Annotated in this window: 18 protein-coding genes; 9 read left to right on the top strand and 9 right to left on the bottom strand. The window is 67.2% G+C overall.

Translation table 11 applies throughout. From position 1 onward, the window contains the following. Positions 1–28: 28 nt before the first annotated feature. From ABB28_RS10480 to ABB28_RS10460, 5 genes are all read right to left on the bottom strand, one after another. Positions 29–1,288, bottom strand: coding sequence for an OprD family outer membrane porin (locus tag ABB28_RS10480; RefSeq protein WP_057508573.1), 1,260 nt, complete (start codon positions 1,286–1,288; stop codon positions 29–31). Between the two features lie 43 nt (positions 1,289–1,331). Further along, positions 1,332–2,672, bottom strand: a complete 1,341-nt coding sequence (locus tag ABB28_RS10475) for a GntP family permease (protein WP_057508572.1) — start codon at positions 2,670–2,672, stop codon at positions 1,332–1,334. 70 nt (positions 2,673–2,742) lie between these two features. After that, positions 2,743–3,675 (bottom strand): hydroxymethylglutaryl-CoA lyase, encoded by a 933-nt coding sequence (locus ABB28_RS10470; protein ID WP_057508571.1) that lies wholly within the window; start codon positions 3,673–3,675, stop codon positions 2,743–2,745. Further along, positions 3,672–4,868: a CaiB/BaiF CoA transferase family protein gene (locus tag ABB28_RS10465; protein WP_057508570.1), complete on the bottom strand. Its 1,197-nt coding sequence runs from the start codon at positions 4,866–4,868 to the stop codon at positions 3,672–3,674. The genes ABB28_RS10470 and ABB28_RS10465 overlap by 4 nt, the downstream gene beginning before the upstream one ends. Before the next feature lie 96 nt (positions 4,869–4,964). Beyond that, positions 4,965–5,861, bottom strand: a complete 897-nt coding sequence (locus tag ABB28_RS10460) for a LysR family transcriptional regulator (RefSeq protein ID WP_057508569.1) — start codon at positions 5,859–5,861, stop codon at positions 4,965–4,967. Positions 5,862–6,046: 185 nt separating this feature from the next. Between ABB28_RS10460 and ABB28_RS18015 the strand changes: the two genes are divergently transcribed. The 4 genes from ABB28_RS18015 to ABB28_RS10430 all read left to right on the top strand — a co-directional run bounded on the left by ABB28_RS18015 (position 6,047) and on the right by ABB28_RS10430 (position 12,283). Then, positions 6,047–8,659, top strand: a complete 2,613-nt coding sequence (locus ABB28_RS18015) for a hypothetical protein (protein WP_152983450.1) — start codon at positions 6,047–6,049, stop codon at positions 8,657–8,659. Between the two features lie 185 nt (positions 8,660–8,844). Next, on the top strand, positions 8,845–10,359 hold the full coding sequence (locus tag ABB28_RS10440) for an alpha/beta hydrolase (RefSeq protein WP_057508565.1): 1,515 nt from the start codon (positions 8,845–8,847) through the stop codon (positions 10,357–10,359). After that, on the top strand, positions 10,356–11,102 hold the full coding sequence (locus tag ABB28_RS10435; RefSeq protein WP_057508564.1) for an ABC transporter ATP-binding protein: 747 nt from the start codon (positions 10,356–10,358) through the stop codon (positions 11,100–11,102). Before ABB28_RS10440 ends, ABB28_RS10435 begins: the two co-directional genes overlap by 4 nt. Then, positions 11,099–12,283 carry an ABC transporter permease gene (locus ABB28_RS10430; protein ID WP_057508563.1) on the top strand — a complete coding sequence of 395 codons (1,185 nt, stop codon included), beginning with the start codon at positions 11,099–11,101 and terminating at the stop codon, positions 12,281–12,283. The genes ABB28_RS10435 and ABB28_RS10430 overlap by 4 nt, the downstream gene beginning before the upstream one ends. A 53-nt stretch (positions 12,284–12,336) precedes the next feature. Here the strand turns inward: ABB28_RS10430 and ABB28_RS10425 are convergent, their stop codons facing one another. From ABB28_RS10425 to ABB28_RS10415, 3 genes are all read right to left on the bottom strand, one after another. Next, complete coding sequence (locus ABB28_RS10425) at positions 12,337–13,056, bottom strand: transposase (RefSeq protein ID WP_338063035.1); 720 nt, start codon at positions 13,054–13,056, stop codon at positions 12,337–12,339. A 134-nt stretch (positions 13,057–13,190) separates the two neighbouring features. Continuing rightward, the gene (locus ABB28_RS10420) at positions 13,191–14,228 is read right to left on the bottom strand and encodes an energy transducer TonB (RefSeq protein WP_057508561.1); all 1,038 of its coding nucleotides are present in this window, start codon (positions 14,226–14,228) and stop codon (positions 13,191–13,193) included. Positions 14,229–14,390: 162 nt separating this feature from the next. Beyond that, positions 14,391–15,005: a TIGR00645 family protein gene (locus ABB28_RS10415; protein WP_057508560.1), complete on the bottom strand. Its 615-nt coding sequence runs from the start codon at positions 15,003–15,005 to the stop codon at positions 14,391–14,393. A gap of 109 nt (positions 15,006–15,114) precedes the next feature. On the opposite strand from ABB28_RS10415, the gene ABB28_RS10410 reads away from it, so the two are divergent. The 4 genes from ABB28_RS10410 (at position 15,115) to ABB28_RS10395 (ending at position 20,560) form a co-directional block, all read left to right on the top strand. Beyond that, positions 15,115–15,804, top strand: coding sequence for a glutathione binding-like protein (locus tag ABB28_RS10410; RefSeq protein ID WP_057508559.1), 690 nt, complete (start codon positions 15,115–15,117; stop codon positions 15,802–15,804). Positions 15,805–15,882: 78 nt separating this feature from the next. Beyond that, positions 15,883–18,108, top strand: a complete 2,226-nt coding sequence (locus tag ABB28_RS10405; protein ID WP_057508558.1) for a S9 family peptidase — start codon at positions 15,883–15,885, stop codon at positions 18,106–18,108. Between the two features lie 34 nt (positions 18,109–18,142). Continuing rightward, positions 18,143–18,670 carry a Coa1/Tim21 domain-containing protein gene (locus ABB28_RS10400; RefSeq protein WP_057508557.1) on the top strand — a complete coding sequence of 176 codons (528 nt, stop codon included), beginning with the start codon at positions 18,143–18,145 and terminating at the stop codon, positions 18,668–18,670. 90 nt (positions 18,671–18,760) lie between these two features. Then, a complete protein-coding gene (locus ABB28_RS10395) occupies positions 18,761–20,560 on the top strand; it encodes a DUF885 domain-containing protein (protein ID WP_057508556.1) in 1,800 nt (599 codons plus the stop codon). Between the two features lie 89 nt (positions 20,561–20,649). Here the strand turns inward: ABB28_RS10395 and ABB28_RS10390 are convergent, their stop codons facing one another. After that, positions 20,650–21,117: a hypothetical protein gene (locus tag ABB28_RS10390; RefSeq protein ID WP_057508555.1), complete on the bottom strand. Its 468-nt coding sequence runs from the start codon at positions 21,115–21,117 to the stop codon at positions 20,650–20,652. A 182-nt stretch (positions 21,118–21,299) separates the two neighbouring features. On the opposite strand from ABB28_RS10390, the gene ABB28_RS10385 reads away from it, so the two are divergent. Next, complete coding sequence (locus tag ABB28_RS10385; RefSeq protein WP_042613201.1) at positions 21,300–21,548, top strand: hypothetical protein; 249 nt, start codon at positions 21,300–21,302, stop codon at positions 21,546–21,548. The last annotated feature ends 3 nt before the right edge of the window (positions 21,549–21,551 follow it).

The raw sequence follows: 21,551 nt of genomic DNA, 5'->3' as shown, positions 1-21,551 counted from the left end.
ACGTTGACGTTGACGTTGCTCCGCGCTTTCAGCCCTGGCCTGCCCACAGCGGTACGTCATACACCACCATCACGCGGTTCTCTTCGGCATCGCGCTGGTAGTTGGAACGGAAGAAGCCGTTGCGCCAGCGCACCGACAAGTACTTCAACGCTTCGCTCTGGAACGTGTAGCCGACTTCAACATCCCGCTGCCACTGCCGGCCCTCGCCGCTGAACGTGGCCGGGCGCGCGTTGTCACCCTTCACGTAACGCACCAGGAACTTCAGGCCCGGCAGATTGATCTGCTTGCCGTCCAGCTGGTAACGGAGCTGCCAGCTGCGCTCATCGCGTTCCATGAAGTCGTTGATGAACGTCCAGTTGAAGACATTCCCGTCCGTGCCACCGACGAACGGCATCGCGGTGTCACCGTTCATGTCCTGCCACATCACCGCGAATTCCTGCCCGGCGACCTGCCAGGCCACCAGGGCATTCAACGCCCGGTTGTCGACCACCCCGGCCAGCGCGGGGCCCACGTCATCGGACACGTAATAGCGCACTTCCGTACTCAGCTTGCCGCGTTCCAGCGGCTGCTTGAACGCCACCGACGCCACCTGCTGGCGATACAGGTCACGCAGTTCGCCGTGCTCGTAATGCAACGTGAAACGGTCATCCGGCGCCCATGACGCGGTGACCAGCTCGAAGCCATCGGCATCGGGTGTGCCACTGAAACGGCGGTCCTTGTTGGTGATGGTCAGGTACACCCGCTCGGTGCCGTCGCGGTACCAGGAACGGTCGTAGCGCGCATAGCCGAGCTCCACGCCGTTATCCCATGCCGCACCCAGCGACGCGCCTTCGAAGGTCTGCGGCAGCAGCCGGCTGGTGTTGGATTTCAGCACCAGGTCCGAGGCGATGTGGCTGCCTACGCGCAGTTCAGCAGGACCCGCCTTGGCCTTGCCGGTCAGCGCGATGCGGCCGAAAGCCGAGCGCGCACCGTCCTCGTCATAAGGCAGGATGCCGGTGCCCACTTCCGATTGCAGGCCATCCAGCTTGAAGTCGGCCAATCCCAGTACATCGATGCCAAAGCCGACCACGCCCGGCGTATAGCCGCTGCGTGCATCCAGCACGAAGCCCTGCGCCCATTCCTCGCGCTTGCCCTGGCCGCTGCCGCTGCGGAAATCCCGGTTGTAGTAGAAGTTGGTCGCGGTCAGGTCCGCGCTGGCACCGGCCAGGAAGCCTTCGCCATCGGCGGCCAGTGCAGGGGCACTGGCCAGTCCGAAGGCGATCAGGATCGCATTGCGTGTGATGTTCATGAGTCCGGCCCCTCCGCCGTACACAAGTAGGAAAAAGGATCGGTCAGAAGATCGCGCTGGCGACCAGGATCAGCAGCAGCGACACCACCGAGGCCAGCGACACCGGCAGGCTCAGCGTCTTCAGCGTGCCGCGCAGGGTCATGCCGAAGGTGGTCTGCATCAGCCAGAACGTGTTGCTGGTGACATGCACCAGGAACAGCGAGCCGGAGCCTGCGGCCAACGCCACCAGCACCGGCGGCACATCCAGCGAATGCAGCGCCGGGGCCAGCATGCTGGCGGCGGTGATCGCCGAGGCCGACACCGAGCCGATGGCGATGTGCAGGATGGCGGCCACGACCCACACAAGCAGCAGCGGCGCGGCCGCATTGGCGCTGAAGTAACCGGACAGGATGTCGCCCAGCCCGGTGGTGGCGACCACCGCCGACAGCGAACCGGCCACGCCGGTCAGCAGCAGGATCTGTCCGCTTTCCTTGAACGCATCGGTCACCGCGCCACTGCGGTCGTGCGCGGGCACGGTGAAGCGGGCGATCACGAAGGCCAGTACCAGGCCGCAGAACAGCGCGAAGGTCGAGTTGCCCACCGCGGCCAGCGCCGGGATGTCCAGCCCCAGTGCGCGGTCCAGCGCGCCGGTGGCGATCATCAGCAGCGGCACGATGATCGGCAGCAGCGACAGCTTCAGCGGCACCGCGTTGTCCTCGTCCTTGATCTCGGCGGCAACCACCGCTGGAGCCTGATCATCAGGCAGTTCGTCGGTTTCCGGATTCCAGAAGCCGCGACGCAGCAGGAAATGGAAGCCCCACAGGGTCAGGAACACGGTGGGGACGGCGATCGCCAGGCCGACCAGCAGCATCGTGCCCAGCTCCACGTCCAGCACCGCCGACAGCGCCAGCGCCGCCACGCCCGGCACCACCATGGTCAGTGCCAGGTAGATGCCCACGCCCACCGCACCGGCCATCTTCGGCAGTGCGTCGCCACCGATGCGCTTGGCCGTGGCACGGGCCAGCGGCGCGGACATCAGCAGCAGCACATCGGTATAGATGGGCGGGAAGATCGAGGTCAGGATGGTGGCGAACGCATATGGCATCTGCGTCGGCTTGAACGTGCGCACCAGCAGGCGCACCACCTGCTGGAAGGCGCCCATGCGGTGCAGGAACGCACCGATCATCACGCCGAAGCCGATCAGCAGGCCGATCTTCCCCATCAGGTCGCCGAAGCCATCGGTGATGGCCTCGATGGTGGGGCCGAAGCCGAGCCCGGACGACAGCCCCAGGTACAGCGGGCCGGCGATCAGCGCGATCATCGGGTTGACCTTGAAATAGATGATCAACAGGACGATCAACAGAATGGCGAACAGAGCGTTCGCCAGCACAAACCACTCGTGCATGATTCCCTCCCAGGAATGAAGCGTTGTTGATTTCGCAGGGCGATGCCCTGCGCGATGAAGGACGAAAGGCTTACGCGGCGCGCAGCCCGGGCGGTGCGGGATGCAGGTCGGCGACCCGGCCGGCCTTGGCGACCTGGCCGGCGGTCTCATGGCCGACCAGCGCCGGCAGTCCGCGCGACAGGGCGATCAGCGCAGGCAGGTCCAACCCGGTCGGGATGCCCATCTCTTCGCACATCGCCACCAGGTCTTCGGTGCAGATGTTGCCGGAGGCACCGGGAGCGAACGGGCACCCGCCGAGGCCGCCCAGCGCTGCATCGAAACGCTGCGCCCCGGCATCATAGGCAGCCACCACGTTGGCCAGGCCCAGCCCGCGCGTGTTGTGGAAATGCAGGGTCAGCGCATCGGCGCCGACCAGCGGCAACGCCTGCTCCACCAGCGCGGCGACCTGGCGCGGATTGGCCATGCCGGTGGTGTCGGCCAGGGTGATCCCGGTGCAGCCCAGGTCCAGGTAACGGCGGACCAGGTCGAGCACCTTGGCGACCGGCTGCGCCCCCTCGAAGGGGCAGCCAAACGCGGTCGCCACGCTGCCGTTGAGCAGCACGTTGCCACGCGGCAGCGCGGCGATCCGCGCAAAGCCCTCGAAGCTTTCGTCGGTGGTCATGCGCATGTTGGCCAGGTTGTGGGTCTGCCCGGCCGACATCACCAGGTTCAGTTCCCCCGCACCGGCGGCCAGCGCACGCTCGGCGCCTTTCAGGTTCGGCACCAGCGCTACGTATACCGTGCCCGGCGCGCGCTGCATGCCGGCGAACACCTCGGCGGCATCGGCCAGCGCCGGCACTGCCTTGGGTGAGACGAAGCTGCTGACTTCGATCCGCGCAAAGCCGAGTGCGCTGAACGCATCGGCCAGGCGGATCTTGTCGGCGGTGGCAACGAAGACCGGTTCGATCTGCAGGCCATCACGCAGGCAGACTTCCTGCACGATCAAGGGACGGACGGTGTTCATGCGGCGTCTCCGGTGCGACCGCTGGCGGTGGCGATGGCCGCTGCGGTCATGCCCAGCGTGGCCAGCACCTGGTCGGTGTGTTCGCCCAGGGCCGGACCGGTCCAGTGCATCTGGCCCGGGGTGGCCGACAGCTTCGGCACGATGCCCGGCAGGGTGATCGGCTGGCCGTCGGGCAGGGTGGTTTCCAGCAGCATGCCGCGTGCCCGGTAGTGGGGATCGGCGACGATGTCGGCGGCCGAGTAGATGCGCCCGGCGGGCACGTCGGCGGCATCCAGCGCGGCCAGCACCGCATCGATGTGCAGCCCGCTGGTCCAGTGGGTAATGGCCGCGTCCAGTTCGGCATTGCGCAGCACCCGGCCCGGATTGGTCGCCAGCGCGGCATCGTCGGCGAGGTCGACGCGGCCGATCGCGCGCATCAGGCGCCGGAAGATCGGATCACTGTTGCCGGCGATCACCACGAAGCCGCCATCGGCGGTGGGGTAGGTGTTGGAGGGGCTGATCCCCGGCAGCGCGCCGCCGGTACGTTCGCGCACCGTGCCGAACATCGCGTGTTCGGGCACCAGGCTTTCCATCAGGTTGAACACGCTCTCCACCAGCGACACGTCCACTACCTGGCCGCCGCCCTGGCCGGTCTTGACCCGCAGCAGCGCCATCAGCGCGCCCATCACCCCATGCAGCGAGGCCAGCGAGTCACCCAGGCTGATGCCCACGCGTGCCGGCGGCGTGCTCGGGTCACCGGTGGTGTAGCGGATGCCGCCCATCGCCTCGCCGATCGCACCGAAGCCGGGGCGGTCGCGGTACGGGCCATCCTGGCCGTAGCCGGAGATGCGCACCATGACCAGATCCGGATTCATCGCGGACAGCACGTCCCAGCCCAGGCCCAGCTTTTCCAGGCCGCCGGGACGGAAATTCTCGATCACCACATCGGCGCTGGCGGCCAGTTGGCGCGCCGCCTCGGCGCCCTCGGCGGATTTCAGGTCCAACGCCACCGACTTCTTGTTGCGCGCCTGCAGCGACCACCACAGCGACGTGTCGCCATGCAGCTGGCGCCACTTGCGCAGCGGGTCGCCGCCCTCGGGCGATTCGATCTTGATCACCTCGGCGCCGAACTCGGCGAACAGCCGCGCGGCAAACGGGGCCGCGATCAGTGTTCCGAATTCAACAACGCGGATGCCGTGCAATGGACCGGACATCTTCTACCCTCCCAGGACTAGATCGGCAGGGTAGGTCGCAATCATCAGGTAACGCCATGCCTTTCTGACGAAAAACCGTTCGCGAAACGCGAACGCCTACGCCTTTAGTCGAAGGTGGTCGACCAGCTGCTGGGCGGCGGTGGACAACGGCCGGTCACCGCGCCAGACCAGTTTCAGCTCGCGCTGGGCCCAGGCGTCGGTCAGCGCCTCCACATGCAGTTGCATGGCCCGCCCGAAGAGCGCGAACACCGGCTCCGGCACCACGCCGATGCCCAGCCCGGCCTGCACGGTGCGGCAGATCGCATCGAAGCCGGGGACGTGGATGCGCCGCCGCAGCGGCCGGCCGGCATCGCGCGCGGCCATCTGCGAACGGGTGAAGATCGAGCTCTCCGCATGCAGCGCGATCTGGTCGAAGGGCAGCGTATCGGCGAACGCCAGCGGTCCGCTGCCGGCCAGCGGATGGTCCGGCCGCATCAGCATCACCAGCCGGTCGCGGCGGAAGGTCACGGCGGTCAGTTCGCCCAGTTCGCCATCGCCGGAACACACGCCGATTTCCGCCCAGCCTTCCTGGATGCCGCGCACCACGCCGCCGGTGGGGCGTTCTTCCAGCTCGATGCGCAGGTCCGGATGGGTCAGGAAGAACTGCTCCAGTTCTTCGGGGAGGTAGGCCACGATGGCCGACAGGTTGGCCAGCATGCGGATGTGCCCGCGGATGCCGCGACGGTATTCCAGCAGTTCCGATGACAGCGCCGAAGCGGCCAGCAGCATGCGCCGCGCGTGCTGCAGCAGACTCTCGCCGGCGAGGGTCAGCTGCATGCCGCGCGAGTTGCGGGTGAACAGCGCGACATCCAGCCCGCTTTCCAGGTCATTCAGGCGACGGCTCGCGGCGGAGGTGGCAATCGCTTCGCGCTCGGCCGCACGGGTCAGCGAGCCTTCCTCGGCCACGGCCACGAACAGCCGCAGCGTGGTCAGGCTGATCCGGTCGATGGACATCGGCTGGCTGATGGCGGCGGACCGTGATGTGAGGAGTCCGCATTCTACGACCCATCCCGTTTTCTCCGCAGGCCTGCGCTGATTCTGCAAGTTTCCGTGTCGCGTGGCGAAGGAAAATGCGAACCCGGACTGGACGCTTCCTCATGCATACGTGGACCTGTGGACCCTGCGGCACGGAAGCGAGCGTGAATGCCGTCGCGCAGGTGCGGCAAGTGATACCCAGCCTGCGCCTGAACACGGTCAGCAATGCGCCGCCGGCGTGCGGGTTCATTCCGGTGCGGGTGCCGGCCGCGGTAGTGCAGGAATTCATCGACTGGGGCGGACAGATCCTGACCACGCATCTGGTACGCCTGACCAACGTGCACCTGCCGGGCTTGGCATGGATGCACGGCGCCTGGCAGCTACGGCAGGTCGTGGCCGATCTGCGTCGTGGCCATCTGGCTGATGCGGTAGTGCGGGGGGCGCCTGCCGCGCTCGCGCTCAGCGGCCTGGGCGGGGCACTGCTGGAGGCGTGGCCCGGATCCGGTGGGCACCATGCGCGGCATGAAGCGGCGGTGCTGGCCGTTGCGGCCGCCGTGTGGGCCACCGGGCAAAAGGAAGAACTGCCCAGCGCACCGCCTGGCCTTGCGCAGCGTGCGCTGCTGGGATCATTGAGGATCCTGCGGACCGTGTCAGGCATGATGGGCGCCAGCGGCCGCCACCCACCCTTCAGCCCGCCCGATGTCTGCGATGGCGGGTACTGCGTGGGCACAACGCCGGTGCCCGCCGGATCGCCGGTCACGGGCAACCAGACCGCGTCGCTGACGGCGCGGGGCCTACTGCAGCCGAACCCGATCCCCCAGCAAAGCGTGGCGCCAGCGACGGGATGCGCGTTTCCTTTCGCGTGTGGCTTCACCGTGCTCCCCGTTGTAACGGCCAAGCGTTCCAGCGGACGGGGGGCGCCACCGCGGCCGGCACGCCCCAAGGCACCCGCGCGCTCATCCATGAGGCGAGTCGACAAGGGCGTCAAGGTCACCCGGAATCGCAAGCGGCATCCTGCCGCGTCGGAGGGACTCAACAACGTGCTCGAAGAAAAGAACCACGTCGTCCCCATGCGCGGCGCTGCCAGAAACAATGCGGCCATGGCCGCTCATGCGCAGGCCGCCAACGGGGACGGGAATCGGGATTCGATGATGGGCCCTCTGTCCCACTCCTCGCGTGTGGCCCTGGGATTGTCCGAGGCCGAAGACCGGCGGAAGGCGGCAGGTGCCGTCATTTCCACGCCTTCCCCTCCCACCCTTGATCCCCGCCGCAGGCGACCTGAAAAGCAACCGCCGGCACCACCGACACCACTGGGCCCGCCAGCGATACCGCTGGCGTCGGCTACGGTTCCTTCAACGACGGCTGCCGCCACCGCCCTGCCTGTCTGCCTGCGCTTCCACGATGTCCGTCAGACCTGCGCCCAACTGCGCGCACTGCGCGAGCAGCCTGATGTGATCAGGTACTGTGCCCATCCGCGCGACGATGAGCCCTTCATCACGATGTTCCGCTTTCCAGGCGCCGAGCTTCCGGGCCTGGGTGCGCGCACCATCGCCCATCCCATCCTCGAAGACATTCCAGAGGTGCTTCGCTCCTCGGCCATCCAGGTCCTCGGGCGGCAGTTGCATCCCGGTCCGGCCCATCTGTCCCGGCCCAGCGTGGTCGGGCATCATCGGCTGTATGCCGTGGTCACGATCGCGCTGCTCGATTCGCCGGTCGATGCCTCGGTTGAAACGCTGCTGACCGACGACCCCATGTCCCTCCTGCGCAACACCTTCCGTTTGATGGAATATGTCGATATCGGCGGAATGCGGCATCTGTTCATCGCCTACCTCGTGGCTCAGGATGAATCCGGAAAACAGGGTGTCGCCGCAGGCATCGTGGACGTTGAGGTTGATGATTCGGGCCGCGCCAGCCTGAAGGATCCACGACGCAACTGGATCATTGGCGCGCCTGACCTGGAAGCGCTTGTGACCAGCCTGGAAGACATGAGTGGGCTGGTCTTCGACCCGGGCCCGGACCGTCGGCATGCGGACGCCGACATGCCGCGTCCCATCATTCCAGAGCCGGCAAGCAACCTGTGGGTAACCGAGGAAGAACGGCTGTCATGGACGCCGCCACATGCGCGGCTTCCCTATGACCGTAGCCTTGGCTTCATCACGCCCGTTGTGATCCCGGAAAGCGCGCATCACCCTGCGGTGGAGTTGTACGCCAACAGCTTCAGCGTGAGGGGAAACAGCCTTGTCTACGCCGAAGATAACCGCTCGACCGGTGTGCTGCGCTTTGGCTGTCCGACCATCCAGCACAGCAGCGCGGCCATACGCCACTGCCCGCCGGGTGCCGATGCGGACTTCGCCGCCCGGTTCGGCCTGCAACACGGTTACGTCTATAACCTTGAGTCGCTGGCCCGGCAGCTGGTAGCTGGCGGCATGGTGCGGGTGCCGGATCCGGACGCCGAGACGGAGGACACGGGCGACACGGCGCTGACCACCACGACCACGCCCCCGGACACCTCGCCTGAAAGCGCTCTACGCTGCGCCGCATGCTTTACGTTCAAGCAGGGAATCCTGGACTACAAGGACCCTCATGGTCGTCAGGGAATATTGCGATTCGATGCAGTACCAGGTCATCGGCAACAGTATCTGCTGGGCGATATCGAACGCGCTGAAGACCAGGAATTCGTGCTGTTGAATGGCTTCAACCGGCTTGGCCGCTACACCGAAGATGCCATCGTGCAGTGGTTCATCGGGCAGGGTTACGTGCGACAGCGCGTCACGTAGCCTTGGTTCAATCGTGTCCGTTCGTCCCTGGTCTGCCTCTGCACCGGCCCCTGTGCTGGCCGAGCCGGTGCGGCGATGGCCGGAGGACGGATCGCACGGCTGCCTTTCTTCGGTGTACCGTTGGTCACATCCGCGCGGGGGCTTCGTCCTTGTCGCATGACCATCAGCAAGGGGAAGCAAGGAAGATGTCCAGAAACCACCTGAAACTGGCCGGGCTGTTGGCCAGTGTCCTGTGTGCTGCGTGCAGTGCGCCACCTTCGGCAAGCGAAGGCGGGGTCAGCGGGCGCCACTACGGGCAGATCGAATTCAAGCCCTGCACGCTGACCGGCGCGGTCGCTGCGGCGAATGTCGAAGCGTTGTGCGGCACCTTCAGCGTGCCGGAAAACCCCGCCGCGCCGGAAGGCCGGAAGATCGACCTGCGCATTGCCTGGCTGGATGCGGACAACGGGGGCACGGGCCTGCCGGACCCGGTGTTCTTCCTGGCCGGCGGTCCCGGCCAGGCGGCCAGCGACGTGGCGCTGCAGGTCAGCACCGCGCTGCGCCAGGTGCGCAAGCAGCGCGACATCTTCCTGATCGACCAGCGTGGCACCGGCGGTTCCAATCCGCTGAGCTGCCTCAGCCCGGACGGCAAGGAGCTGCCGATGGACGAGCACGCCGATCCGACCGAAGCGTATGTCCAGGGCTACGCCGCCCAGTGCGCCAAGTCGCTGGAAGGCCGTGCGGATCCGCGCTTCTACACCACCTCGCAGGCCATCGATGACCTGGACGCCGTGCGCAAGGCGCTCGGTGCCGGGCAGCTCAACCTGGTCGGCGGTTCCTACGGAACCCGCGTCGCCCAGCGCTATGTCGCGCGCTATCCGCAGCACGTGCGCAGCGTGGTGATCGACGGGGTGGTGCCGAACGATCTGGTGGTCGGCGGTGACTTCGCCAACACCTTCGAAGACGCGATCATCCTGCAGTCCGCGCAGTGCATCAAGGATGCGGCCTGCGCCAAGCGGTTCCCGGTCAACACCCGTACCCAGCTGCGCAGCGTGCTGGACACCCTGGCCGCCGCGCCGGTGACGGTCGACTACCGCGATCCGGCCACCGCGCAGGCCCGCCAGGACGTGCTCAAGCCGGACGACGTGCTGGGGCTGATCTTTGCCTTCTCCTACATTCCCGAGTTGTCCTCGCTGCTGCCGGTGGTGCTGGATGAAGCCGCGCAGGGACGCTACGGTCCGCTCGCGGCGCTGACCCGCAACGCATCGCGTGCGATGGACCTGCAGATCAGCCGGGGCATGCAGTGGTCGGTGATCTGCAGCGAAGATGCACCGCGCTTCCAGCCGGCCCCGCAGAGCGACCGCCTGCTGGGCCCGCACGTGGCGCAGATGTTCTTTTCCGCCTGCGCGGTGTGGCCGCACGACACGGCCGCCGCCGACGCCGCCACGCCGCTGAAGAGCGACTTGCCGGTATTGCTGCTGTCCGGTGAACTGGATCCGGTGACCCCGCCGCGCTACGCCGAGCAGGTGCTGAAGGGCCTGCCCAATGGTCGCCACATCGTCACCCGCGGGCAGGGCCACGGCAGCATCAACGCCGGCTGCATGCCGCGCGTGCTGGGCCAGTACATCGACACCGCAGACGCCAAGGCAGTGGATGCCAGCTGCCTGGATTCGCTGAGCCACGTGCCGGCGTTCACCTCGTTCAACGGATGGGAACCATGATCGTCGCAGAGGGCCTGCACAAGGCATTCAACACCAAGACCGGCCGCATCCAGGCGGTGCAGGACGTCAGCTTCCGTGCCGAGGATGGTCGCATCACCGGCCTGCTCGGACCGAACGGGGCCGGCAAGACCACCACCATGCGCATGCTGTACACGCTGATGAGCCCGGACCAGGGTCGGGTCACCGTGGATGGCATCGACGCGAACGTCGACGCCACCGAAGTACGCCGCCGGCTGGGCGTGCTGCCTGATGCGCGTGGTGTCTACAAGCGGCTTACCGCGCGCGAGAACATCGCCTACTTCGGCGAACTGCACGGGCTGGACGCCGGGACCATCGCCCAGCGCACCGAGGCACTGTCGCGCGCGCTGGACATGGCCGACATCCTGGACCGGCAGACCGATGGCTTTTCGCAGGGCCAGCGCACCAAGACTGCCATCGCCCGCGCGCTGGTACATGACCCGCGCAACGTGATCCTGGACGAGCCGACCAACGGCCTGGACGTGATGACCACCCGCGCCATGCGCCGCTTCCTGCATGGCCTGCGTGACGAAGGCCGCTGCGTGATCTTCTCCAGCCACATCATGCAGGAGGTCGCCGCGCTGTGTGACCACATCGTGATCGTCGCCAAGGGCACGGTGATGGCCGCCGGCAGCGCCGATGAACTGCGCGAGCAGGCCGGTGAGAACAACCTCGAAGACGCCTTCGTCAAACTGATCGGCACCGAAGAGGGCCTGCACGCATGAGCATCATGTCCACGTTGTTCACCGTGATGCGCAAGGAACTGCGCGACCTCTCGCGTGACCGCCGCACCCTGGCGCTGACCCTGCTGATGGGGCCGCTGCTGTATCCGATCCTGATCCTGGGCATGGGCAAGCTGGCCGAAAGCCGGGTCAAGTCACAGATCGAACAGCCGCTGGAAATCCCGACCATCGGCGCGGAAAACGCACCCAACCTGGTGCGCTTTCTGGCCGCGCAGGGCCTCAACGCGACCACCGCCCCGAAGGACCTCAACCAGGCGATCAGTGACCAGCGCATCGACGTGGCACTGCGCATCAGCGAGGCCTTCGACGAACGCTGGCGCGACGGCCGGCCGGCGCTGGTGGAGATCCTGCAGGACAGCACCCGGCGCGCCGCCGACGTGCCCACCGCACGGTTGAAGGCGGCCCTGCAGACCTACAACGGCCAGGTCGGTTCGTTGCGGTTGATGGCACGCGGCATTGATGCGCAGGTCGCCCGTCCGCTGGACGTGGCGACCCAGGACCTGGCCTCGGCCGAGGCCAAGCAGGGCATGATGCTGTCGATGCTGCTGCCGCTGCTGCTGACCATCACCTCGTTCCTGGGCGGTGCCTACCTGGTGATGGACACCACCGCCGGCGAGCGCGAACGGCAGTCGCTGGAACCGCTGCTGGCTACCCCGGCCAAGCGCAGCGCGATCGTCAGCGGCAAGATCGCCGCTGCCTGCGCGGTGGGCATCGCCTCGCTGGTGCTGACCCTGGTGGCGTTCAAGATCAGCGCGCAGCTGTCGGACAGCAGCGTCGGCCGCCAGCTCAACATGGGCCTGGGTTCGATGCTGCAGATGCTGCTGGTGATGCTGCCGATGCTGCTGATCGGCACTTCGCTGCTGACCTTCCTGTCGGCCGCGTCCAAGAGCATGAAGGAGGCCCAGAGCCACATGACCTGGCTGATGCTGCTGCCGATGCTGCCCAGCTACGCGCTGCTGGTGTATCCGCTGAAGAGCGTGGTGTGGCAGTACGCCATCCCGTTCCTGTCGCAGAACCAGATGCTGTTGAAGGTGATCCGCCACGAGCACATCAGCCCGACCATCTGGGTGATCTACCTCGGCGCCAACCTCGGCCTGGCCGCCCTGCTGTGGTACGCCGCGATCCACCGCTACCGCCAGGAACGCCTCGCGATCTCCGGCTGACAAAAAAGGGGACGGAGGGGATTAAGTCGTTTTCGGCTTGCCCCCCCGTCCCCTCATGACGTCTCTTCGCCCGTCTTGCGCGGACGCCCCCGCGCACGTGGGGTCACCGGACGCCCCAGTGTCTCGGCCAGCATCTGCAGGAACCGGGCGCCGCCAAGCGGGCACTGCGTCCTGCCGTGTTCCCTGATGCCTGCGGACTCCCTGTCGGCAGCACGGCGATCCTGCAGGAAGGCGCGGTAGCGGGCGCTGCGTCTGGCGGGCGTCGTGCCCAGCATCAGCAGTGCGGCATGCGGGGTCAGCAGGGGATCCCGACGCAGGCCAAGGGTGCCGTGCACGCTGGACCACCGTGCCTGCTCCGGAGGGGACACCAGGCCGGCACGCACCGGGTTGAGCTCGATGTAGCGGTGAACCGCCAGCAGATAGGCGTCGTTGTCGACCAGGCTGGAATGGTAGCGGCCCTGCCAGAGCGGGCCGGAGCGCCCGTGGCGCTGGTTGAACGCCTGAACATACGCGGTCCCGAGCGCACGCATCGCAGATGCCAGCCCGCAGGGGACCACCGGCGTGGCCAGCAGATGCACGTGGTTGTCCATCAGCACATAGGCATGCAGGGCGACGTCATGTTTGACGAATGCCTTGTGCAGCACGCGCAGGAAGTGGTCGCGATCGACGTCATCGGCAAAGATCGCGCCTTTGTTGACGCCGCGCTGGACGACGTGGAAAGGCAGGCCGGGCAACAGCAGGCGGGCGCGGCGGGGCATGGCGCGGGTCTCCACGGCAGGGTGGAAATCCAGCGTGCGGGTCGCTGCTGCCTGATGCCATCAGGCCAACGCGTACCACGCCATCGCGGCATGGCACGCGCTGCACCAGAAGGGGGGGATTACGACTTAATCCCCTCCGTCCCCTTTTTTCAGCCGCCGGGGCTGAAGGCCAGCGTGCGGCGGGTGGTGACCGGTGCGGCGACCGGCTCGAAGCGCCAGCGCTTCACGGCGGCCAGCGCTTCGCGGTCGAAGGTGCGGGCCGGCGTGGCGCGCAGCACGCGGGCGTTGGTGACTGAACCGTCGGTACCGACGGTGATTTCCACCAGCACTTCCCCGGAGGTATTCGAACGCAGCGCGTCGGCCGGGTAGCGCGGGGCCGGCGTGCTGACCGGACGCAGGCTCGGCGCTGCGGTCTGGCGTGCGGCGGCAGCCGCGGCGGCCTGTGCGGCGGCCTGCTGCTGGCGCTGTTCGGCTTCACGGCGGGCGGCGGCCTGGCGTTCGGCATCCTGCGCGGCCGGGGCGGGCGCGGCGGCTGCGGGCGCGGCAGCTGCCTGCTGCGCGGCGATCTGCTGGGCCGCGGCGGCTTCGCGGGTGCGCTGTTCGGCCAGCTTCTGCTGTTCGGCCAGCTGCTTGGTCTTGGCTTCGGCTTCGCGCTTGACCCGCTCGGTCTCTTCGGTGGTACGCAGCGCGGCCACTTCCACGCCGCGGGTGATGCCCTGCTTCAGGCGCGGCAGCGCCGGCGCCTTCGGGTCCACTTTTTCGATCAGCGCGATCAGGCGCTGGCCTTCCTCGAAATCCTCGCGCGCCATGTTCTGCTCGGCGGCGATCAGCGTGTACGGCAGCAGGTCGGTCAGCGCGCTCTTCACCGACGCATCGTCCGGCGTCTTGTCACGCAGGGCCAGGTAGTACTCGATGGCGTTGTCGCCGGCGGGGGCGTACATGCGGTTGTCGCGCAGCGCCTGGCTGGCCGATTCGCGCAGCTCTTCGCTGCCCATGGCCTGCACCTTGCTGGACACGGCCGGTTCGGCGGCAGGCGCGGTGGCGGCCGGCGAGGCGGCGGCAGGCTTTGCATCGGCGGCGGGTGCGGCGGTTTCGTCCTTGCCTGAACAGGCGGCAAGGCCGATCAGCAGGACGGCGGGCGCCAGCAGGCGCGCACGGACAATGACGGATTTCCTGACGTACGACATCCTGTTTCCCCCTTGAATACGACGATACGAAAGACCTGGCAATGGTCCCAGGCACGAGCCTGCGGCGTTTCCCGACGCCGTAGGCAGATACTGTCAGCAGTGCAATCTAGCATCCCGCGCGGGTGAAGGGGCAGGGGCAGCCGCGCCGCCCCTGCCGATCAGTCAATGCGCGTCGCGGGACCCACCGCTGCCGCTGTTCATCAGCTTGTCGGTCCAGGCGATGCCGATCGCCGACAGGATGAATACGGCGTGGATGATGGTCTGCCACAACACTCCGGTGGAGGTCAGCGTGGCGCACTTGGCGGCGCCGGCATTGGCGGCCGAGGCAGCGGCGTTCATCAGTTCCGGCGGGCACAGCGGCAGGCCATCCAGCGCCCCGGCGGCGATGAAGGTCTTCAGCAGGTGGATCGAGGAAATGCCGATGATCGACAACGCCAGCTTCACCTTCAACACGCTGGCGTTGACGTGGCTCAGCCATTCCGGCTGGTCCGGGTGGCCTTCCAGGCGCAGCCGCGAGACGAAGGTTTCATAGCCACCGACGATCACCATCACCAGCAGGTTGGAGATCATCACCACGTCGATCAGCCCCAGCACGATCAGCATGATCTGCTGTTCGCCCAGGCTGCTGGCGTCCATGATCAGGTGCCACAGCTCCTTGCCGAACAGGTAGACGTAGACGCCCTGGGCGACGATCAGGCCCAGGTACAGCGGCAGCTGCAGCCAGCGCGAGGCGAAGATCAGGGTGGACAGGGGATTGGGGCGGTGCTGAGGGGTCATGGACGGCATGCTGCGTTGCAGGAGAGGGCGCAGAGTACTGGTCCAATGAGACAGTGCCAAGCCGGTCCACCTACTACACTCGCAGCACATCCCCGCTGAGTGACCCGCCATGATCGATCTGTATTACTGGCCCACCCCGAATGGCCACAAGGTAACCCTGTTCCTGGAAGAAGCCGGGCTGGAGTACCGCATCCATCCGGTCAACATCGGCACCGGCGACCAGTTCAAGCCGGAGTTCCTGGCCATATCGCCCAACAACAAGATGCCGGCGATCGTCGACCCGACCCCGGCCGGTGGTGGCGCGCCGCTGAGCGTGTTCGAGTCCGGTGCGATCCTGTTGTACCTGGCCGAAAAAACCGGAAAGTTCCTGTCCAGCGACCCGCGCGAGCGCGTGGAAACCCTGGAGTGGCTGTTCTGGCAGATGGCCGGGCTGGGCCCGATGAGCGGGCAGATGGGCCATTTCAACGTGTATGCGCCGGAGAAGCTTCCGTATGCCATCGAACGCTACGGCAATGAAGTGACCCGCCTGCACGGGGTGATGGACAAGCGCCTGGCCGAACACGAATGGCTGGCCGGCAGCGCGTACAGCATCGCCGACATGGCGAGCTACCCGTGGATCGGGGCCTACGACAAGCTGCCGCCGGACTTCGCCGCCTTCCCGAACCTGCAGCGCTGGCACCAGGCAATCGCTGCGCGGCCGGCCACCCAACGCGCCTACGCGCTGCGCCAGCAGGTCAATCCGGATGCCGGCAAGCCGCTCAGCGAAGAGGAGCGCAAACACCTGTTCGGCAAGCGCTGACGGCGAACCCTGGCCGGTGCTTCCGCGCATGCGGCGGCGCCGGGTTAGGATTGGGGCAGCCGTATACCGGAACCTTTCATGCGCCACCTGTTTGCTGCCCTTGCCCTGATGCTCGCCACCACCACCACTGCCCACGCTGAAAAACTCACCTTGGAAGCCATCACCGGCGCGTTGCCGCTGTCCGGCCCGACGCTGATGAAACCCAAGGTGGCGCCCGATGGATCGCAGGTCAGTTTCCTGCGCGGCAAGGACAGCGACCGCAACCAGCTGGACCTGTGGACCTACGATATCGCCAGCGCGCAGACCCGCCTGCTGGTGGATTCCAAGGTGGTGCTGCCCGGCACCGAAACGCTGAGCGATGAAGAAAAGGCACGCCGCGAGCGCCAGCGCATCGCGGCCATGACCGGCATCGTGGATTACCAGTGGTCGCCGGATGCGCGCACCTTGCTGTTCCCGCTCGGTGGGGAACTGTATCTGTACGACCTGGGCAAGCAGGGCGCGGCCGCCGTGCGCCAGCTCACCCATGGCGAGGGCTTCGCCACCGATGCCAAGCTGTCCCCGCGCGGCGGCTTCGTCAGCTTCATCCGCGCCCGCAACCTGTGGGTGATCGACCTGGCCAGCGGCCAGCAACGCCAGCTGACCGGCGACGGCAGCGCGACCATCGGCAACGGCGTGGCCGAGTTCGTGGCGGACGAGGAAATGGACCGCCATACCGGTTACTGGTGGGCGCCGGATGATTCGGCTATCGCCTTTGCCCGCATCGACGAAAGCCCGGTGCCGGTGCAGAAGCGTTACGAGGTCTACCCGGATCGCACCGATGTGATCGAACAGCGCTACCCGGCCGCCGGCGATGCCAACGTGCGCGTGCAACTGGGCGTGATCGCGCCGGCGCTGGATGCACAGCCGCGCTGGATCGACCTCGGCAAGGAGGCGGACATCTACCTGGCGCGCGTCGACTGGCGCGATCCGCAGCACCTCAGCTTCCAGCGCCAGAGCCGCGACCAGCGCCAGCTGGAGCTGGTGGAAACCACGCTGGCCGACGGCCGCCAGCGCGTGCTCGCCCGCGAAACCAGCAGCACCTGGGTACCACTGCACAACAGCCTGCGTTTCCTCGATGACGGCAGCCTGCTGTGGTCCTCCGAACGCAGCGGCTTCGAACATCTGTACCGCATCGACAAGGCCGGCAAGGCGCACGCATTGACCCACGGCGAGTGGCCGGTGGATGAGCTGCTGGCGGTGGATGAAAAAGCCGGGCTGGTGTTCTTCCGCGCGGGCATGGAATCGGCGCGCGAAAGCCAGATCTACAGCGTGCCGCTGCAGGGCGGCGCGCCGAAGCGACTGTCGCAGGCCCCGGGCATGCACAGCGCCAGTTTCGCGCGCAACGCCAGCGTCTACGTCGACAGCTGGTCCAACACCAGCACGCCGCCGCAGATCGAACTGTTCCGCGCCAGCGGCGAGAAGATCGCCACCCTGGTAGAGAACAACCTGGCCGATCCGGCCCATCCCTACGCACGCTACAAAGACGCGCAGCTGCCGGTGGAGTTCGGCACGCTGACCGCCGCCGACGGCCGCACGCCGCTGAACTACAGCGTGATCAAGCCGGCCGGCTTCGATGCCGGCAAGCGCTATCCGGTCGCGGTGTACGTCTACGGCGGTCCTGCCTCCCAGACGGTCACCAACGCCTGGCCGGGCCGCGGCGACCATCTGTTCAACCAGTACCTTGCGCAGCAGGGCTACGTGGTGTTTTCGCTGGACAACCGCGGCACCCCGCGTCGCGGCCGCGACTTCGGCGGCGCGCTGTATGGCAAGCAGGGCACCGTGGAAGTGGCCGACCAGCTGCGCGGCGTGGAGTGGCTGCAGAAGCAGCCGTGGGTGGACCCGGCGCGGATCGGGGTGCAGGGCTGGTCCAACGGCGGCTACATGACCCTGATGCTGCTGGCCAAGGCCTCCAACCGCTATGCCTGCGGCGTGGCCGGGGCGCCGGTGACCGACTGGGGCCTGTATGACACCCACTACACCGAACGCTACATGGACCTGCCGGCGCGCAACGAAGCCGGCTACACCGAAGCACGCGTGCTGACCCACATCGACGGCCTGCGTTCGCGGCTGCTGCTGATCCACGGCATGGCCGACGACAACGTGCTGTTCAGCAATTCCACGGTGCTGATGAGCGCGCTGCAGAAGCGCGGCCAGCCATTCGAGCTGATGACCTATCCGGGTGCCAAGCATGGTCTGTCCGGCGCCGATGCACTGCATCGTTATCGTGTAGCAGAAGACTTCCTGGGTCGCTGCCTGAAGCCCTGATCGCGTGACCCCGCTGTTGGCAAGGAGCCCGTTGATGCAACCACCGCCGCCGCTTCCTCCGCACGCTGCACGTGGCGGGTGGTCTCGCCACTGGCGCTGGGCACTCCCGCTGGGCGTGCTGGCTGCCCTGGCCGTGATGGGGGGCTGCATCGGCTGGGCCCTGCTGCGCTGGAGCGAGAGGGCACATGACAGCGCGCCGATGCGCGAAGCGCTGCGCCGGGCCGGCTGCAGCATCGAGGTGGCCAGCGCCTTCGGCGAGCCCCTGCAGCCCGAGCGCCTGCCTTACGGCAGCATGCGGACCCACGTCGACGGGCGGCATGAAGTCGGGCTGGTGGTCGGCGTGCAGGGCCCGCGCGGCGTAGGCACCCTGTTCGTGCGGGGCGTGCGCGTGGACGATGCCTGGGACTACCCGGTGATGTATGTGCTGGGCGAGGACGAGGCGACCTTCGACCTGAGCGCGCTGGACGATGCCGAGGCCGCTGGCGAATGCGCGCTGCAACAGTGTCGTACCGAGGCAGGCGACGATGCCTGCGAGGACGCGCCGCCCGCGCTGCGGGTATGAGCCGGTGCTTGCGGCCGTGACCTCCGGCGCATTGCCGCCCCGGTCGTGAATGCGTAGGGTGCTGGCATTGCCCGCATCCTGGAGTGTGTGATGAAGCCGCTTGTCCTTGCCATTGCCCTCGCTTTGGGCGCCGCCCCGCTGCTGTCCACCGCCCCGGCCCATGCGGCCCCGGCCGCGGCGTCCAAGAAGCCCGTCGCCGCCCCGGCCTGGGTGGCGCGCAGCAACCAGCTGGCGCAGATCCTGCTGGATGCACAGGGCCCGTTCCAGCCGGAAAGCACCGGCTTCTTCGGCGTTCCCGGCTACGACGACAAGGTCGCCGACCTCGGCCCGGACAATGCCAGGCGCTACCGCGAGGCGATGACCAAGGCACGCGGTGAGCTGCAGGCCAAGCTGGCCAGCGAGAAGGATCCCAACGTCCGCCAGGACCTGGAGATCATGATCGGCGCGGCCACCGAAAGCATCGAAGGCAGCACGCTGGGCGAGCAGTACTTCCTGCCGTGGAGCGATGCGCCGCAGACCGTCTTCAGCGGCCTCAACCTGCTGCTGTCCGACCAGGTGCCGGCAGAGCGCCGCGCCAAGGCTGTGGATCGCCTGAAGGCCTATGCGGGCCTGCAGCCGGGTGGTACGCCGCTGACCACGCTGGCCCGCCAGCGTTATGAAGAACGCCTGTCCAACAGCGCGCTGCTGCAGCCGACCAAAATCGAAGTGCAGCAGTCGCTGGACAATGTGGAGACCTACATCAGCGGCATCGAATCGCTGCTGCAGAAGTACAAGGTGACCGGTGCGGACGAGGCCATGAAGACCCTCGCCGGGCAGCTGAAGGACTACGCCGCATGGACGCGCAGCACGGTGCTGCCGAAAGCGCGCGAAGACACCCGCCTGCCGGCGCCGGTGTATGCCTACCAGCTCAAGCAGGTCGGCATCGACATCGACCCGAAGCTGCTGATGCAGCGCGCCCAGCTGGAGTTCATGGAAACCCGTTCGGCGATGCGCCAGCTGGCGCCGCTGGTGGTGCAGGCCAAGGGCCTGAAGGTCAGCGATCCGACCGATCCGGTCGCGGTGATCCGCGCGCTGAAGAAGGAAACCATCGCCAACGACCAGCTGGAAGGCCACTACCGCAAGGTCATCGATGCGATCGACCCGCTGATCCACGAACACCAGATCGTCGACGTGCCGCAGCGTGCGATGCAGATGCGGCTGGGTTCGGCAGCGGAAAGCGCGGCCAGTCCGGCGCCGCATTTCCTGCCGGCGCCGCTGGTCAACAACACCGGGCAGCAGGGCACCTTCGTGCTGCCGCTGGGCAACCCGGCCGCCGGCGAAGGCGCGCAGTACGACGACTTCAACTTTGGTTCGGCGGCGTGGACGCTGAGCGCGCACGAAGGCCGTCCCGGCCACGAACTGCAGTTCACCGCGATGGTCGAGCGCGGCGTCTCGCTGGCGCGCACGATGTTCGCGTTCAATTCGGTCAACGTCGAAGGCTGGGCGCTGTATGCCGAAGCGGAAATGGTGCCCTACGAGCCGCTGGACGGCCAGCTGATCGCGCTGCAGTTCCGCCTGCTGCGTGCCGCGCGCGCGATGCTCGACCCGATGCTCAACCTGGGGCTGATCGAACGCGCCGACGCCGAACGCGTGCTGATCGACGAAGTGAGCCTGTCCAAGGCGATGGCCACCCAGGAACTGGACCGCTACACCGTGCGCATGCCCGGCCAGGCCGGCAGCTACTTCTACGGCTACACCCGCATCCTCGAACTGCGCATGCAGACCGAACTCGCACTGGGCGCGAAGTTCGACCGCAAGGCCTTCAACAACTTCCTGCTGGACCAGGGCCTGCTGCCGCCGGACCAGCTGGCCAAGGCAGTCAACGAAGTCTTCATTCCGAAGTATCGCTGACCCACTAAAAAGGGGACGGAGGGGATTAAGTCGGTTCTGGCCCGTTTACGGCTGAAAACGACTTAATTCCCCCCGTCCCCTTTTTTTGTTCAGCGTGCGGGGATCTGCTGGGCCGGCAGGCGCGGGACGGGCTGCGGGTTGGGCACCCAGATCGCCACGCCGGCCGCCTTGCGCTGGGTGGTCGGGATGCCGATGCCAAGGCCCCCGCCGACGTGCGAACCGTAACTGCCGGCACCCACCGACATGCCCACCGGCGAGCCGCTGGAGCCCACGCCCATCAGGATCACGCCGTTGGCGCCCAGCGCGGCGGCATCACGCTTGAGGCGGGCCACGGCCGCATCGGTCTGGCCCTGCGTACCGAAGCCCACCGCGCTGGACGATTCCAGCTGGGCGATCTCCACCGAACCGGCCGGCGGGGTGGAATACACCTGTACCTGCGCCGGGTCGATGGGCGCGCGGGCCTGGCCCAGCATCACCCGTGAGGTGCTGGCACAGCCGGCCACCAGCAGCAGCACGGCGGCAGCGGCGGTCCAGCGGAATGTGGTGGTCGTCTTCATGGCTCGAACCCCTGTAGGTAGGTAGCGGATCATCGGTCCATCGATCTGAATCGGCCCCAACGCCGGGACCCTGCAGGCACGCTAGCACTGCGGCGGTGAGCGCGGCGGCAAGCCCATGCGGGCCTATCCGACGCCCACGCGAACGGCTATGGTGGGCCCCAATCCATCGGCGAGGAGGGCGTATGGGACTGATCAGTCTGTTGTGGGGCATCGTGGCACTGGTATGGATGGTGGTCGCGCTGGTGCCGCTGCTCGGCTGGGGCAACTGGTTCCTTATCCCGTTCGCCGCGGTGGGCGCGCTGATCGCAGCGATCGGCATCCTGTTCACCCATCCCAGCAAGCGCGGCCGGGCCTGGACCGGACTGATCCTCAACGGCATCGTCATCGTGGTCGGCATCTTCCGCCTGGGGCTGGGCGGCGGCATCGTCTGAGGT

Source organism: Stenotrophomonas chelatiphaga (assembly GCF_001431535.1).
In the GTDB taxonomy this organism is placed as follows: domain Bacteria; phylum Pseudomonadota; class Gammaproteobacteria; order Xanthomonadales; family Xanthomonadaceae; genus Stenotrophomonas; species Stenotrophomonas chelatiphaga.
Note: the sequence above shows the minus strand (reverse complement) of the source record. Positions and strands in the feature narration are given on the sequence as shown.

Excerpts from the sequence above, each read along its gene's own strand:
- ABB28_RS10470 (WP_057508571.1), bottom strand. The coding sequence starts at position 3,675 with ATGAACACCGTCCGTCCCTTGATCGTGCAGGAAGTCTGCCTGCGTGAT.
- ABB28_RS10460 (WP_057508569.1), bottom strand. The coding sequence starts at position 5,861 with ATGTCCATCGACCGGATCAGCCTGACCACGCTGCGGCTGTTCGTGGCC.
- ABB28_RS10440 (WP_057508565.1), top strand. The coding sequence starts at position 8,845 with ATGTCCAGAAACCACCTGAAACTGGCCGGGCTGTTGGCCAGTGTCCTG.
- ABB28_RS10390 (WP_057508555.1), bottom strand. The coding sequence starts at position 21,117 with ATGAAGACGACCACCACATTCCGCTGGACCGCCGCTGCCGCCGTGCTG.
- ABB28_RS10475 (WP_057508572.1), bottom strand. The coding sequence starts at position 2,672 with ATGCACGAGTGGTTTGTGCTGGCGAACGCTCTGTTCGCCATTCTGTTG.
- ABB28_RS10480 (WP_057508573.1), bottom strand. The coding sequence starts at position 1,288 with ATGAACATCACACGCAATGCGATCCTGATCGCCTTCGGACTGGCCAGT.
- ABB28_RS10430 (WP_057508563.1), top strand. The coding sequence starts at position 11,099 with ATGAGCATCATGTCCACGTTGTTCACCGTGATGCGCAAGGAACTGCGC.
- ABB28_RS10405 (WP_057508558.1), top strand. The coding sequence starts at position 15,883 with ATGCGCCACCTGTTTGCTGCCCTTGCCCTGATGCTCGCCACCACCACC.
- ABB28_RS10465 (WP_057508570.1), bottom strand. The coding sequence starts at position 4,868 with ATGTCCGGTCCATTGCACGGCATCCGCGTTGTTGAATTCGGAACACTG.
- ABB28_RS10415 (WP_057508560.1), bottom strand. The coding sequence starts at position 15,005 with ATGACCCCTCAGCACCGCCCCAATCCCCTGTCCACCCTGATCTTCGCC.
- ABB28_RS10385 (WP_042613201.1), top strand. The coding sequence starts at position 21,300 with ATGGGACTGATCAGTCTGTTGTGGGGCATCGTGGCACTGGTATGGATG.
- ABB28_RS10435 (WP_057508564.1), top strand. The coding sequence starts at position 10,356 with ATGATCGTCGCAGAGGGCCTGCACAAGGCATTCAACACCAAGACCGGC.
- ABB28_RS10400 (WP_057508557.1), top strand. The coding sequence starts at position 18,143 with ATGCAACCACCGCCGCCGCTTCCTCCGCACGCTGCACGTGGCGGGTGG.
- ABB28_RS10420 (WP_057508561.1), bottom strand. The coding sequence starts at position 14,228 with ATGTCGTACGTCAGGAAATCCGTCATTGTCCGTGCGCGCCTGCTGGCG.
- ABB28_RS10410 (WP_057508559.1), top strand. The coding sequence starts at position 15,115 with ATGATCGATCTGTATTACTGGCCCACCCCGAATGGCCACAAGGTAACC.
- ABB28_RS10395 (WP_057508556.1), top strand. The coding sequence starts at position 18,761 with ATGAAGCCGCTTGTCCTTGCCATTGCCCTCGCTTTGGGCGCCGCCCCG.